The organism is Castellaniella sp. GW247-6E4 (assembly GCF_040276065.1).
Classification (GTDB): Bacteria; Pseudomonadota; Gammaproteobacteria; order Burkholderiales; family Burkholderiaceae_B; genus Castellaniella.
The window spans coordinates 185,830-199,439 of record NZ_JBELOI010000007.1; the positions used below are offsets into that span (position 1 = coordinate 185,830).

At 60.3% G+C, this 13,610-nt stretch carries 14 protein-coding genes and 1 tRNA gene; 3 read left to right on the plus strand and 12 right to left on the minus strand.

The features are described 5' to 3' along the window. Window positions 1-84 precede the first annotated feature (84 nt). The 5 genes from maiA to ABS761_RS10685 all read right to left on the minus strand — a co-directional run bounded on the left by maiA (window position 85) and on the right by ABS761_RS10685 (window position 4,693). On the minus strand, window positions 85-732 hold the full coding sequence (maiA, locus tag ABS761_RS10665; protein WP_350408295.1) for a maleylacetoacetate isomerase: 648 nt from the start codon (window positions 730-732) through the stop codon (window positions 85-87). A gap of 5 nt (window positions 733-737) precedes the next feature. Beyond that, a complete protein-coding gene (locus ABS761_RS10670) occupies window positions 738-1,757 on the minus strand; it encodes a fumarylacetoacetate hydrolase family protein (protein ID WP_350408296.1) in 1,020 nt (339 codons plus the stop codon). Between the two features lie 83 nt (window positions 1,758-1,840). Beyond that, the gene (locus tag ABS761_RS10675; RefSeq protein WP_350408297.1) at window positions 1,841-2,821 is read right to left on the minus strand and encodes a TRAP transporter substrate-binding protein; all 981 of its coding nucleotides are present in this window, start codon (window positions 2,819-2,821) and stop codon (window positions 1,841-1,843) included. Between the two features lie 31 nt (window positions 2,822-2,852). Next, on the minus strand, window positions 2,853-4,130 hold the full coding sequence (locus ABS761_RS10680) for a TRAP transporter large permease (protein WP_350408298.1): 1,278 nt from the start codon (window positions 4,128-4,130) through the stop codon (window positions 2,853-2,855). Further along, window positions 4,127-4,693 carry a TRAP transporter small permease gene (locus ABS761_RS10685; protein ID WP_350408299.1) on the minus strand — a complete coding sequence of 189 codons (567 nt, stop codon included), beginning with the start codon at window positions 4,691-4,693 and terminating at the stop codon, window positions 4,127-4,129. Before ABS761_RS10685 ends, ABS761_RS10680 begins: the two co-directional genes overlap by 4 nt. Window positions 4,694-4,844: 151 nt before the next feature. Here ABS761_RS10685 and ABS761_RS10690 point away from each other — a divergent pair, with 151 nt between their 5' ends. Both ABS761_RS10690 and ABS761_RS10695 read left to right on the plus strand, forming a co-directional pair. Beyond that, window positions 4,845-5,762 carry a LysR family transcriptional regulator gene (locus ABS761_RS10690; RefSeq protein ID WP_350408300.1) on the plus strand — a complete coding sequence of 306 codons (918 nt, stop codon included), beginning with the start codon at window positions 4,845-4,847 and terminating at the stop codon, window positions 5,760-5,762. 24 nt (window positions 5,763-5,786) lie between these two features. Next, the gene (locus tag ABS761_RS10695) at window positions 5,787-7,037 is read left to right on the plus strand and encodes a CaiB/BaiF CoA transferase family protein (protein WP_350408301.1); all 1,251 of its coding nucleotides are present in this window, start codon (window positions 5,787-5,789) and stop codon (window positions 7,035-7,037) included. Between the two features lie 61 nt (window positions 7,038-7,098). Here ABS761_RS10695 and ABS761_RS10700 read toward each other — a convergent pair whose 3' ends face one another. After that, a complete protein-coding gene (locus tag ABS761_RS10700; protein WP_350408302.1) occupies window positions 7,099-8,013 on the minus strand; it encodes a c-type cytochrome in 915 nt (304 codons plus the stop codon). A gap of 178 nt (window positions 8,014-8,191) precedes the next feature. On the opposite strand from ABS761_RS10700, the gene ABS761_RS10705 reads away from it, so the two are divergent. Further along, a tRNA-Arg gene (locus ABS761_RS10705) sits at window positions 8,192-8,266 on the plus strand. 57 nt (window positions 8,267-8,323) lie between these two features. Here ABS761_RS10705 and ABS761_RS10710 read toward each other — a convergent pair. From ABS761_RS10710 to ABS761_RS10735, 6 genes are all read right to left on the minus strand, one after another. Beyond that, window positions 8,324-8,962, minus strand: coding sequence for a transposase (locus ABS761_RS10710; protein WP_350408330.1), 639 nt, complete (start codon window positions 8,960-8,962; stop codon window positions 8,324-8,326). 133 nt (window positions 8,963-9,095) lie between these two features. Further along, window positions 9,096-9,815, minus strand: a complete 720-nt coding sequence (locus ABS761_RS10715) for a GntR family transcriptional regulator (protein ID WP_350408303.1) — start codon at window positions 9,813-9,815, stop codon at window positions 9,096-9,098. 201 nt (window positions 9,816-10,016) lie between these two features. After that, window positions 10,017-11,015, minus strand: a complete 999-nt coding sequence (locus ABS761_RS10720) for an alpha/beta fold hydrolase (protein WP_350408304.1) — start codon at window positions 11,013-11,015, stop codon at window positions 10,017-10,019. Between the two features lie 22 nt (window positions 11,016-11,037). Continuing rightward, window positions 11,038-12,294, minus strand: coding sequence for an NAD(P)/FAD-dependent oxidoreductase (locus ABS761_RS10725; protein WP_350408305.1), 1,257 nt, complete (start codon window positions 12,292-12,294; stop codon window positions 11,038-11,040). 34 nt (window positions 12,295-12,328) lie between these two features. Then, entirely contained in the window at window positions 12,329-12,532 is a 204-nt protein-coding gene (locus tag ABS761_RS10730; protein ID WP_350408306.1) for a ferredoxin, read from the minus strand. A gap of 85 nt (window positions 12,533-12,617) precedes the next feature. Beyond that, entirely contained in the window at window positions 12,618-13,595 is a 978-nt protein-coding gene (locus ABS761_RS10735; RefSeq protein ID WP_350408307.1) for a heterodisulfide reductase-related iron-sulfur binding cluster, read from the minus strand. Window positions 13,596-13,610: the final 15 nt, after the last annotated feature.

Consider the following 13,610-nt stretch of genomic DNA (forward strand, 5'->3'; position numbering starts at 1 on the left):
GGGAAGCACGGTTCTGTGGCTTAAAGGCGTCACTCAGCGGCGCCCTTCCGCCCCGCGGCGGGCGGGGGAGGCGCCGGCAGCGGGTCATTCCGCGTCGGGCTGGCGGGAAGGATGCGCGGCCTGGAAGGCCGGGATGGTTTCGCAGTGCGCCACGATGCGCTCGATCGTCGGGAAGGGGCCGAGATCGATCTCGTAGCGTCTGGCGTTGAACACTTGGGGGATCAGGCAGCAATCCGCCAGGCCGGGCTCGTCGCCGTGGCAGCACTGGCCCGTGTCCGGCGAGCGCTCGAGCTGGCGCTCCAGGGCCTGGAAGCCGGTGGTGATCCAGTGGTGGTACCAGGTGTCGCGCTGCTCTTGGCTGGCGCCCGTTGCGTGGGCGAGGTAGCGCAGCACGCGCAGGTTGTTCAGGGGGTGGATGTCGCAAGCGATGTGCAGCGCCAGCGCGCGGACCCGCGCCCGCGCCGACGGCGAGGACGGCAGCAGGCTGGCGGGCCCGTAGGCCTCGTCGAGATATTCGATGATCGCCAGGGACTGCGTGAAGATTCGGCCATCGTCGGAGAGCGCCGGCACCAGGCTCTCGGGATTGATCTCCCGGTATCGGGCAGAGAGCTGCTCGCCGCCATCACGCAACAGGTGTACCGGAATAATGGCGCAGTCCAGGCCTTTGAGGCCCAGCGCGATGCGGACCCGGTAGGCCGCTGAACTGCGGAAGTACGAATAGAGCTCGAGCATGGAAGTCAGGCCCCCGGGCGGCGTTGGACGACTTGATCGATCGTGCCGAAAATGTCCTGCCCCGCCTCGTCCCGCATCGCGATGCGGACCCGGTCGCCAAAGCGCATGAACGGCGTGACGGGTTTGCCGCCCTCGATGGTTTCGTACATGCGGACCTCGGCGATGCAGCAGTATCCGACGCCACCATTCCGGATACTGGACCCGTGCAGACTGCCTTGTTTATTGGAGACTGTGCCCGAGCCGATGATGGTGCCGGCCGCGAGGCGGCGGGTGCGCGCCGCATGCGCGACGAGTCGGGGCAGGCTGAAGGTCATGTCCTGGCCCGCGTTCGGGCGGCCGAACGGCTCGCCGTTGAGCTCTACCAGCAGGGGCAGGTGCAGCTTGCCGTCGCGCCAGTGTTCGCCCAGCTCGTCGGGCGTGACGGCGACGGGCGAGAACGCGCTGGCCGGTTTGGACTGAAAGAACCCGAAGCCCTTGGCGAGCTCTCCGGGGATGAGGCCGCGCAGCGAGACGTCGTTGACCAGCATGATCAGCCGGATGGTGTCGGCCGCGTCAGACGGGCTGGCGCCCATCGGCACATCGCCGGTGATCACGGCGACCTCGGCCTCCATGTCGATGCCCCAGTCCTCGGTGTCGGCGATGATGGGATCGCGCGGCCCGATGAAGGCGTCCGAGCCGCCCTGGTACATCAGGGGGTCGCTGAAAAAGGATTCCGGCACGGTACTGTTGCGCGCTTTGCGCACCAGCTCTACGTGGTTCAGGTAGGCCGAGCCATCGGCCCATTGATAGGCGCGCGGCAGCGGAGAATGGCAGTCAGCCGGGTCGAAGGGCACGGCGCCTGGCGCCTCGCCGGCGTTGAGCCAGTCGTAGACCTCCCGCAGGCCCGGGGCGCAGGCGTCCCAGTCGTCGAGCGCGGCTTGCAGGGTCGGGGCGAGATCCGGGACGGGAATGCAAAGGCTGAGGTCGCGGCTGACCACGACGAGTTGGCCGTCGCGTGTCTGATCCTTGAGTGTGGCGAGTTTCATGGGTGCTCCGGGCATCCCGGGGCCGATGCGCCGCGGGACGATGAACGGGGCGCCGCCAGGCGCGGCGCCCCAGGGTTGAACAATTACTTGATCTGGGCCTGGACTTGGTCGAACAGTTCCTGGCCGACGCTGGGGATGAACATCTGCCAGACGGGCTGGACGCGCTCGCGCATGCGATCGTGCTCGGCGTCGCTCACCTCGTTGATCTGCATGCCGTGCTTGGCCATGACATCCTTGGCCGACTCGCCCTGCGTACGGGCGACCTCGCGCTGGTAGGCCCGAGCCTCGACGGCGGAGTCCTTGAGGATCTTTTGCTGCTCGGGGGTGAGCTTGTCCCAGAAGGCCTTCGAGGCCAGCGGGATGAAGGCGCCGTAGCTGTGGCGTGTGATCGACAGGTACTTCTGGACCTCATAGAGCTTGAGGGCCGCGATCACCGCGTTGGGTGTCCCCTGGCCGTCGATGGTGCGGGTCTCGAGCGCGGTGTAGAGCTCGGGCACCGCCAGGGGCACGGGGTTGGCGCCCAGCGCCTTGATCGTTTCCTGGGTGATCTTGGCCTGGATCGAGCGGAACTTCAGGCCCTGGAAATCCTCGACCTTGGCGATCGGATGTTTGCTGTTGGTGGCGTTGAAAAACCCGTTCTCCCAGTACGCCAGGCCCACCAGTCCATGTTCGGGCAGGGTTGCCAGCAGTTTGTCGCCCACAGGGCCGTCAAGGACTTTTTCGGCTTGCTCCGAGTTCTTGAACAGGAAGGGAAAGTCGAGAATCTCGTAGGCTTTGACCATGCCGGTGAGCGTGGTGGTCTGCGGCACCGTGAACTCGATGGTGCCACCCTGCAGGGCCGAGGTCACCTGTACGTCGTTGCCCAGCGCGCCGCTGTAATAGGGCTTGATGTCGATTTCGCCGTTGCTCTTGGCCTTGACCAGCTCGACGAACTTGGCCACGCCCTGGCCCTGGTGGGATTTCTCGGGCAAGGTCACGGCGAACTTGGCGGTGACCGCGGCCACGGCGGTGCCGGACAGCGAGGCGGCCAGCAGGCCGGTCAGTAGTGCGAGACGGATTTTCATTGTGTTGCCTCCTGGGGTGGTTGGGGGGAAACTAGCGCCACCACTCGGCCGGTACGGTGACCAGAGCGGGGAAAAGAATCAGCAGGATCAAGACCACCAGCAGCGCGAACAGAAAAGGCAGGATGCCGCGCGTTGCCTGGGACATGGTCACCTTGCCGACGGAGCTGACCACATTGAGCACGACCCCCACCGGGGGCGTGATCATGCCGATCGAGCAGTTCATGATGAAGATCACACCAAAGTAGATCGGGTCGATGTCGGCAGCCTTGACGATGGGCAGGAACACCGGCGTAAAGATCAGCACGATGGGAATGAAGTCCAGCACCATGCCCGCGAAGAACACGACCGCCATCATCGCGGTCAGCAGCACCAGCGGGTGATCCGACAGGGATTGCAGCCAGCCGCCGACCTGTCCCGAGATGTCCGTGATGGTGATCATGTATGAGGCCACCATCGCCAGCGAGGCCAGCAGCAAGACCACTGACGTGGTGCGCGCGGTGGTCAGCAGGCAGTGGTAGATCGTGCGCCAGTCCAGCTCGCGATAGACCACGGCGCCGACGAAAAGCGCGTAGGCGGCGGCGACGACGGCGGCCTCGGTCGGCGTGAAGATACCGAAGCGCAGGCCGCCGATGATGATGACCGGCAGCATCAGGGCCCAGCCGCCGCGTCCCAGCAGGACCAGCCGGCGGGGCCATGGCACCCGGGGCGTCAGCGCCGCGTTCTGGCGCCGGGCCACGATCCACCAGGCGATCACCAGCGCAGCGCCCATCAGAATGCCGGGGACGATGCCCGCGAGGAACAGGCGGGTGATGGACAGATTGGCCACGACGCCGAAGATCAGGAAGCCGATGGAGGGTGGGATGACCGGGGCGATGATGCCGCCGGCCGCCATCAGGCCGCAGGCGCGTTCCGGGTTATAGCCCGCCTGGCGCATCATGGGCACCAGAATGGCAGCCAGCGCCGCGGTGTCGGCGACCGCCGAACCCGACAGGCTGGCCAGCAGGATGGCGGCAAAGATCGCCACGTAGCCCAGACCTCCGCGCAGGTGGCCGACAAAGGCGCTGGCCATCTCGACGATGCGCTTGGACAGACCGCCGGCGTTCATGAACTCACCCGCCAGGATGAAGAAGGGGACCGCCATCAGCACGAAGTTGTCGGCGCCGGCGATGGCATTCTGGACGACGATCTGGGAGTCGAACTGGCCGATGAGCAGCATCAGCGCCACCCCCGCGAACATCAGGGCGAACGCGATGGGCAGGCCCAGGGCGATCAGGCTCAGCAGGGTTCCGATGAACAGGGCGGCGCTCATCGGCGAGCCTCTCCGGCCTGGCTCTGCTCGGCCTGCTCCTCGATGCGGTCGGCCAGTTTTTCGATGCGATCGGCCAGGTCCTCGGTGAGGTGGTCGTCGTGGCCGGTCAGGGCGCGCCGGATGTTGTTGCAGACCGGAAAGAGCAGGGTGATGCCAAAGACCAGCGCAACGCCGTAGAGCCAGGCGTACGAGATTTCCAGCACGGGGTAAGTGTTGCCCAGGTTGATGAGCGTCTGCTTCCAGCCGCCCAGGATGAAGATCACGCTGCCGGCGATCATCAGCAGGCCGGTGAAGACCACCAGGACGCGCCGCGTGCGCGGCCCGACCATGCGCTGCAAGGTGTCGAATCCAATGTGGCTGCGCTGGGCCGAGGCGAGAACCGCGCCCATGAAGATCAGCCAGACGAACAGCAGGCGGGACAGTTCCTCAGAGATCGCGATCCCGGAATTGAAGGCATATCGCAGGACGACATTGCCGAACACCAGAATCCCCATGATCGCCAGGCAGGCGACGATGAGAATCTCGAAGCCGCGCGTGATCAAGTGTGCCGCGCGCTCAAACATGATGGCTTCCGTTCGGGTTGGACGGTAGCATGGGGATCCTCCCGGGGCTTTCGGTGAGCCGGTTCCAGTATGTCTGTATTAAAGGAAAATTCCAGCTATCATACAAACGGTATTTTCATATGTATTTATCTGCAAATCTTATGGGTCGGCAATGGACGTAACCTTGAGGCAATTGCGGGCCTTCACGGCCTTGGCGCGCACCGGCAGCTTCACGCGGGCGGCCGAGTCCCTGCATGTGACCCAATCGGCGCTCAGCGGCCTGATCAAAGAACTCGAGGCGGGGCTGGGCGTGCGGCTGGTCGACCGCAACACGCGCCGCATCCAGCTCTCCGAGATCGGGCGCGAGTTCCATCCGGTCGTCACCAAGATCCTGCAGGACTTGGACAGTGCCCTGGAGGGGCTCGACAGCTTGAAGCGCCTGCACAGCGGGATCGTGCGCATCGCCGCGCCGCAGCTGATGGCCAGCACGCTCATGCCGGCCCTGATCGCGCGGTTTCGCGAGACATATCCCGATGTGACGGTGCATCTGGTGGATTGCGCGGTCGAGAACGTCATCACCCGCATCCTCCGTGGCGAGGTCGACATCGGTGTCGGGCCGCAGCGCGACGAGCTTGCCGACCTGGGGGCCGAGCCGCTGTTCGACCTGCCTTTCATGATCGTGTTTCCCCCGGGCCACCCGCTCGAGTCGATCGAGCGCATCACCTGGGCCGACTCGATGCGCTATCCGATCATCGCCTTGCAGGGCCAATTCACCAATCGCCTGATGCTGGACCTGCACGGGGCGGTCTCCACACCGGCCATCCGTCCCAGCCATGAGGTGGCGTTCATGAGCACTGCCCTCAGCATGGTCAGCGCGGGGTTGGGGATCACCCCCTGCCTGCCTTATGCGCGCCCGCTCGTGAATCTGTACGGCATGCGGATGCGCCCGCTGCACGACCCCGAGGTGCGGCGCCGCTTCTTTGTGTACACGCGCCGCCATGCGAGCCTGTCCCCGGCCGCCGAGGTCTTTGCGAGGTTCCTGCCCGAGTTCGTGGGCACGCTCGAATGGAGGCTCGACGAGGCGAGCTAAACTGACGCAACCTCAGGAGCCGCCATGACCGAATCGCACCGTCCCGCCGCCTTGTCCGGCATCCGTGTCCTCGACTTGACGCGCGTGCTGGCCGGCCCCTGGTGCACCCAGAACCTGGCCGACCTGGGCGCGGAAGTCATCAAGATCGAGCGACCGGTGTCCGGCGATGACACACGGAACTGGGGGCCCCCGTATGTCAAGGACGCCTATGGCCGGGACACCACCGAGGCCGCGTACTATGCCTGCGCCAACCGCAACAAGTATTCGGTGGCGGTTGATATCGCCAGCCCCCGCGGGGCCGACGTCGTGCGCAGGCTCGCGCGCCAGTGCGACGTGCTGGTCGAGAATTTCAAGGTTGGCGGCTTGCGCAAGTACGGCCTGGACTACGACAGCATCCGCGCCGTCAACCCCGCCCTGGTGTACTGCTCGATCACGGGTTTCGGCCAGACCGGCCCGTACGCCAATCGCCCTGGCTACGATTTCATGATCCAGGGCCTGGGCGGCCTGATGAGCATCACCGGCGAGCGCGACGATCTGCCCGGCGGCGGGCCCCAGAAGGCAGGCGTCGCCGTCACCGACCTGATGACCGGCATGTATTCCACCGTCGCCATCCTGGCGGCCCTGCTAGAGCGCGGGCGCAGCGGCGAAGGCCAGCACATCGACATGGCTCTGCTGGATTGCCAGGTTGCCATGCTGGCCAATCAGAACATGAACTATTTGACGACCGGCCAGGCGCCGCGCCGCGCCGGCAATGCACACCAGAACCTCGTACCCTACCAGGTCTTTGCGGCCCAGGACGGGCACCTGATCGTCGCCGTGGGCAACGACATGCAGTTCCAGGCCTACTGCCGGGTGATCGGGCAGGAGTCCCTGGCCGAGGACCGGCGTTTTCGTCGCAACAATGGACGCGTCGTGCATCGCGAGGCCTTGATCCCGATCCTGGCCGAAGCCATGAAGCGGCGGCCGCGCGACGAGTGGCTGCTCGCGCTGGAGCAGGCCGGCGTGCCCGCGGGACCCATCAATACGCTGGACCAGGTCCACCAGAACCCGCAAGTCAAGGCGCGCGGCCTGTTGCAGATGGTGCCGCATCCGCTGGCAGGGCACGTCCCCACCGTCGCCAATCCAATACGTTTGAGCGCCTCGCCCCTAACGGCCCGTCGCGGGCCGCCCCTGCTGGGCGAGCACACCGCCATGATCCTGCGCGAGCGGCTGGGCATGAGCGAGGCCGAGATCGCCGATTTCATCGCGGCCAACGTCAATCAAACGGGACACTAGAGACATCCCGAGCGGGCGCCGGGCGGCGGGCAGGCGCCGCCGCCCCATGGCAACAGGAGCCTTACTTGGCCGCGTCGACCATGTATTCGATCGCGGCCTTGATCTCATCGTCGCTGGCCTGCGAACCGCCGCGCGGCGGCATGGCGCCCACGCCCTTGATGGCGTTTTTGAGCATTTCCTCAGGACCGGTCTTGACGAACGGCGCCCAGGCGTCCTTATCACCGAACTTGGGCGCGCCCGCCACCCCCGTGGCATGGCAGGCGAAGCAGTAGGTCTTGTAGATCTTTTCGCCGACCGCATTGGTGCTGGCAGCGGCCGCGGGCTCAGCCGCGGCGGCCTGCTGCTGCGGGGCTGCCGGTGCGGCCTCGGCAGGAGCAGCGGCTTGGGCAGGAGCGGCAGCGGCCTGGGCAGGCGCGGCAGCGGGCGCCGCTTCGGCCTTGGCCTCGCCGCCCTCGGCGGCGGGCTCCTTGGGCTCGTCGAACTTGGCGCCCGAGTGATTGGCCATGTAGACCACCGCGCGCTCGACCTCGAAATCGTCCAGCGAGGCATTGCCGCCCTTGGGCGGCATGGCGCCGATTCCATGGATGGCGTTCTTGACCAGGCTTTCGTAGCCCTGCTTGATGAAGGGTGCCCAGGCGGCCTCGTCGCCGAATTTGGGCGCGCCGGCAACCCCCGACGTATGGCATGCGCTACAGGTCGACTCGAAGACCTGCTGGCCGGTCTTGAAGACCTTGGGCGCATTGACGTCGACAAGCTTGAAGCCGGCGACCGGCTGGATGCGCTTGGCGATGGCCTCGGATGTCTGGCTGTCGGAGCCCGCACCGGTCTTGATGCTGGCCCCGACCAGATTCACCAGCATCATGATGACCACGATGGGGATCAGAAAGGCCAGGATGACGGTAATCAGCAATTGACGCGGGGTCTTGATGACGCTTTCGTGTCCGTGCGACTCGGCGGCGTTTTCTTCGTGGCTCATGGTTGAATCCTGGGTGTTTTATTCGAATGCTGCAGGGCCGTGCCAAACGCATCGGCGCGATGCTCCAGGCATCAAACAAAGATTATAGCGGCACGCGTGCCCTCACGCATGATCCCCATGGGCAAGCCGCCGCCGGGTCCGACGTATTCCCCTCAAACACTGTACAATAGCGGGCCTCGCGCCTGTAGTTCAATGGATAGAATAGGAGTCTCCGAAGCTTCTGATCCAGGTTCGATTCCTGGCGGGCGCGCCATGTATGCATGAGCCGGCTCTACCCGGCTCTACCCCATAATCAGGGGATGGGCATTCATCAGACACGGTTCATCACCCCGTTCCAACCGCATTGAGCCAAGACTCTCATGCGGTAATTCTCAAAATTCCCGAATCCATACGCTCTGCGCGAGAGCATCTCCATCTTCGTATGGAACCCTTCGGTGATGCCATTGGACTTGGAGAAGCGCCACATGCGTACGATGGGCTCTAGCCATGATCGTAACGTAGCGGCCAGCGCCTTGGCTGGACTTTGTTCGAACTGAGCGATCAGGGCCAGGAACTTGGGTAGCATCTTTCTGACACGTTTGGCCTTCAGAGACTTGAGCACCAGAAAGCCGTTGAGCTGCTGCTTGGCGAAGTACAGTGCCCGCAGCACGGGCATCTGTGCCAGATATTGATACAGCCGCTCCTTCTGCACGGCAGACAGTTTCCAGTGATGGCCGCGCATCAGGCTGAGCAACTCCCGATTCTTTCGACCTTCGGGGTTGTGCTGCTGCCAGAGCTTGAGGAAATGCTGATTGACTAGGCGCACGACATGGAAGCGGTCGGCGACGATCATGGCGTTGGGGAAGGACTGCTGGGCGATTCGGCGGTAGGTCTCGGACAGATCCATGACGATGACGCGCACGTGTTCCTTGCCTGGCAGGCGCTTCAGATAGCTGCGCAGGCTGGAGATTGCAAGTGCTCTGACACGGTGCTAGTACCTTGCGGCTCTTCAGATGGATCAACGTGGTTGCGTAGTCCTTCTGGGGTCGCAACGAGTAGTCTGGCACTTATCGAGATTATGCTTTAGGGTTATATGATAGGTGTCAGGATGTTTGTGTCCAGCGTAATACTAGCTGGACGGTGCGGCGATAGTGCTCGGCTAGTAGATGCGTCGCGCGCTTTGAGTCATGTTCCAGAGTTGCTTCGACAATTCGCAAATGTTCGCCAGTAACATCACGTTCCGTTTCGTATCTATTAGACTTCGTGTTTGCCTCACTGGCCTCGCTAATCGCTTTGGAGGAGGCAGATAATTGCCGGTAGCGTGCCGTCCTATTGCGCAGAGTTTTTGATACGTCAAGGAGAGACTCCGAATCGCAGCCGCTAATCAACACCTCGTGAAAATGGGAGTGTATCTGTTCCCATTCGTTCGTGAACCCGCTGCCTCCTTCGGCATAAATGGGAGTCTTGTTCAGGCGATGGTGTATGCTAACCAGTTTTTCTTCCCAGCCCAGGTTTCCGCTTTTGATTGATCGGCGCAAAGCTTCGCACTCCACATAGATTCTGGTCTCTGTGATGTCAACCAATTCGGATAGAGAGACGCCCGCTACAAAAAATCCCTTTTGTGCCTTGGCAATCACGAAACCACTGCTAATAAGCCTCGAAAGAGCCTCTCGGATCGGGATTGGGCCGCTTCGATAACGGACGCACAAATCCTTTATGCGTAGGTGCGCATTCGGATATAGGCTGCCATTTATGATATCGGACTGTATGGTAGCGGCAAGCATTGAAGCAGTAGTGCGAGGTTCTGCAGTTTCTAGTCCCATGAATTCAGCCTGTCAGTTCTTTAACATCCTCCCTATGAATCTCCGGCGAGTTATCTCTGGCGGCCATGTCTAAGTCGGATAACGATATCCAAAGTATATCGCAACGTTCTAGAGGCAGGTGAGTCCGTATGCGAGGCGTAGGATCACATTTGCATTGCAGTTGTCTCTGCACTACATCGACAGTACGTCCCGCGTGTCCTGCTATCGCGAACATCGGATGTCGTGCACCCGCTTCATGAGCCACGAACGTATAAGCTCAGCGATCTGATCACTATTTTTATCCATTATTGACATGTGGCTGTTGCCAAGTATGCCTCGATCTGGTAGCTCGATAAACTCGGCTCCATGTCCCATTGATTGGAGCGCCTCACTGTATTTTTTTGAAGCTAACAGATAGCGTTCCCAATGGTTAGTCACGCCATGGATATAGTCTCCCCAAAGAAAGAGATAGTTCTGCGACGTATCAGGTGAAATTTTTATCTTGCTGGGAACAGCGGGCGGCTCAATGGCTATAACGGTCCTGACAAGTTCTGGGTATTTCTGAGCGCATACCAAAGCATAATACGCTCCCTGGCTATGTCCAACTATGACCGATGGTCCCATCTTTTCCAAGAGACGGCCATAAGCCTGAATCGCTTGCTGGTCTGTATCAGTCCAGCGGGGAACGAATTGTTTCGCAAACTGTTCGAGAGATTCGACCGGGAACTGTTGATTTGGATATGCCTTTTCCCTTATGGCGGCACCATGATGCGCTCCGGGGTAGGAGCCTTTGGGGCCTAAGCGGAAGTGATGCCAAATGGCATTTAAGGAGCGGTATTCAGGCGCCTCCGGAAGCATTTGTGGATAGGCGGGGCACGAGGCACGCCCTCGCTCGAAGGCATCAGATACGACGATGTCGAAGCCTGCTCGCAAGAAATGATCCAGCCAGCCTGGCCGTCCATCAGGTGTATCTTCCCAGCAGACCCCGGTTAAACCACCTCCGTGCCAGAGTAGCAGGGGTAGAGAAAACTGGGGGTTGGTCTGCTGATAGTAACTAGCGTACATTTGTCCCAGCGCATGGTCACCATTCATATCCACGACTTCTGGTGGCTCGCCTGGCACGATTGACCGTGACTTGGGTTCGAAACCCGAGACCTCTCTGACGGTACCACCAATGTGGAACCCTTTGATGGATCGAAGCTGGATATCGGCTCCAGGCATGATTCTATACTCCTACATAGCGTTATTTGGCGGGTTGCGAAGACTGGTCTTCTACCACGGCATGATCGCAGTTGCTTCGTAGATATTCGACGCATTCATCTATCGATTTGTTCTGTGCATGAGCAGCGCGTAGCCAAGGAACTTTGTCAGGCCAGTCAACTGCCGCCCCGCAAGTGATCTTGCCTTGATTCTCGTATAGCGCCGCGAACTTCACTTTGCCGTGAGTTTCCCCTTTGATCGCAATTTCTCTGTCCGTAGCGCTCCATCGCCCTACAACTTGAATGAACTTCCCGTGCTGCCATGTCCAAAAAAAGGGCACGGCATTATATGGAATCTTTTCTTTGGGACGGGCGATATTATGTGCAACCACGCCAGCGGTCTCAGTCGCTCGGGTCCAGTGCCCATATGATGTATGGATCATCCGGGACGGATGAAACCATAATGAAACATCTCCAATTGCATAAATATCTGGAAACCCGAGGACGCCACCAAACTCGTCGCATAAGATTCCTTGATTAATGGGGATGCCACTGGTCTCTAGCCATGCGGTGTTGGGACGTACGCCGATTCCAGATACAACGACTCCTGCGCTGACCTTGCGCCCTCCGCTGAGGCTCACAATAATACCGTCCCGTCCGGCGTCTTTGGCGACCGATTCGACGGATGTGTTGCACAGTACAGTGACCCCCGCCGCAACATGCAGGCCTTGGATATACGTGCAAAATTTTGGTCCGATCGCAGTATATAAAAGTGTGGGCTGTCGTTCTATGATGGTGGCCGGCACGCCACAAGCCCGAGCGGTGCTTGCGACTTCGGAGCCAATAAACCCTCCACCAATCACAACAACAGCCCGTTTTTGCTCAATCCTACGTCGTACAAGGTTCGCTTCCCCGATTGTGCGAAACTGTGTCACTCCCTCCACCTTGTCCCACGGTGCGGCTATTGGACGGGCCCCACATGCGATTACTAGCGTTTTGTACTGGATGGTACGACCTTCACTGCAGACGACTTGTCGCTCTCTCGGATTTATCGCGATAGCCGTGACGCCGCGCATGAGGTTAAGTTTCAGCGACACCAAATCCGCGTCGCTGAGCAATTGGAAATCTGTCCGCTCTTGATCACCGGAGAGATAGGTCTTTGATAGGGGAGGTAGGTCATAGGGAAGACCGAGCTCTTCACTTAGGATGGTGATCTCTCCCATGAATCCCTCGGAACGGAGCGCCTGGCAAACTCGGATTCCCGCGACTGATCCGCCAATGACAACAACGCTCGATTCCATTTCCCCTCTCCTCGATATGGCCTTGCGATTTGATTTAGGATTTGTCTTCCGAGATGCTCAACGCGGATGTAGGACAGTTGCGTATTGCCGCCTGTGCGAGCGCAATATCATCTGGTGATTTGATGGTGGGTTTTATGACCTTGACCTTGCCGTTTGAATCAAGTTGATAAATATTTGGGGCTGTTGCCACACAGTTACCGTAGCCCATACATTTATTTAAGTCTGCAAGCACCTTCATGGTTTGACATCTCCAGTTGTCGTCTGTTGGACATGCTGTCTCAGGTAAAGATAGAGCGCGCCTTTGATGCGCGCGCTAGTTCTCACTATTCCTTGTATATGTCCGCTTGGCCCTTGTGTTCCGGCCATACGTCGTACGAGGCAATAGCCTGCGCCTCATCACTATTCAAGCCATTGGACTGCCAGAAATCCGTGGTCTCGGAGACCACTTGTTTTGGGGTTTTCGCATGTACGATTAATGTTTGCGTGTCGTCATAGGCGCAGTCTAGTGCCGTCGCAATGATCGATATATAGTTCTTAATCGACAGGTTTGGATTGGTGAATTTTGCCCACTCGCGTTGGCATGGGTGATAAATAGTCGCAATCGTATCAGCGCCGAGCGCCAGGAGCTTTTCTCTTTCTGATTCAATCAGCGTGTGAAAATGCTCTCTGCCCAGTTTCGGCGGGGTTGGATATCCACAGTCGTTACCCAGATCGGGAATTGCCGATGATCCCAGAAATGTTACACCAGGCACGGCTGCGATCAGTTGCGCCGCTCGTGCGCTGTCTTCCGGTCGACGTCCATCATGGCCATGGAGAGCGACACGGCCGCGGAATTCCTTCACCCACGGCATGCGATCACGATAGTCCATGAGGAACTCTGTCGCGTGGATGATTGGAAAACCGAGCGCCCGTTCGTTAGTGATGCGGTCTTCATACTGGTTATTACATTCTGGGCACCAGGTGACCATGACGTCCGGGTTATACTCACTCACCTTGTCCAAGGTCGAATTACCGATGTTATCTGCGGAGATGCGGTCCTTTTGTATGTCATGCACGGCGCCACAGCAAAATGAGGGCCCGCCTACCGCTACGAAGTCGATGCCAAGACGCTCGAACACGCGGGTGATTTCTACTGCTAGGTGTGCTGTTCGGAAGACGTTACATCCCAAGTACAAAACGACCGAATGACGCGGCTGTGGTTTTTTGGACGTTTCGAGCCAATTTACGTCGTCCTTTCTTACCTGCATCTTCCAGGCATTTCGCACTCTGCTAAAGTACTTTCCGTAGTCGAAATCTGTCATTTTAATGACTCCTTT

Coding starts and splice junctions, on each gene's coding strand:
- maiA (WP_350408295.1), bottom strand. CDS start 732: ATGCTCGAGCTCTATTCGTACTTCCGCAGTTCAGCGGCCTACCGGGTC.
- ABS761_RS10670 (WP_350408296.1), bottom strand. CDS start 1,757: ATGAAACTCGCCACACTCAAGGATCAGACACGCGACGGCCAACTCGTC.
- ABS761_RS10675 (WP_350408297.1), bottom strand. CDS start 2,821: ATGAAAATCCGTCTCGCACTACTGACCGGCCTGCTGGCCGCCTCGCTG.
- ABS761_RS10680 (WP_350408298.1), bottom strand. CDS start 4,130: ATGAGCGCCGCCCTGTTCATCGGAACCCTGCTGAGCCTGATCGCCCTG.
- ABS761_RS10685 (WP_350408299.1), bottom strand. CDS start 4,693: ATGTTTGAGCGCGCGGCACACTTGATCACGCGCGGCTTCGAGATTCTC.
- ABS761_RS10690 (WP_350408300.1), top strand. CDS start 4,845: ATGGACGTAACCTTGAGGCAATTGCGGGCCTTCACGGCCTTGGCGCGC.
- ABS761_RS10695 (WP_350408301.1), top strand. CDS start 5,787: ATGACCGAATCGCACCGTCCCGCCGCCTTGTCCGGCATCCGTGTCCTC.
- ABS761_RS10700 (WP_350408302.1), bottom strand. CDS start 8,013: ATGAGCCACGAAGAAAACGCCGCCGAGTCGCACGGACACGAAAGCGTC.
- ABS761_RS10715 (WP_350408303.1), bottom strand. CDS start 9,815: ATGGGACTAGAAACTGCAGAACCTCGCACTACTGCTTCAATGCTTGCC.
- ABS761_RS10720 (WP_350408304.1), bottom strand. CDS start 11,015: ATGCCTGGAGCCGATATCCAGCTTCGATCCATCAAAGGGTTCCACATT.
- ABS761_RS10725 (WP_350408305.1), bottom strand. CDS start 12,294: ATGGAATCGAGCGTTGTTGTCATTGGCGGATCAGTCGCGGGAATCCGA.
- ABS761_RS10730 (WP_350408306.1), bottom strand. CDS start 12,532: ATGAAGGTGCTTGCAGACTTAAATAAATGTATGGGCTACGGTAACTGT.
- ABS761_RS10735 (WP_350408307.1), bottom strand. CDS start 13,595: ATGACAGATTTCGACTACGGAAAGTACTTTAGCAGAGTGCGAAATGCC.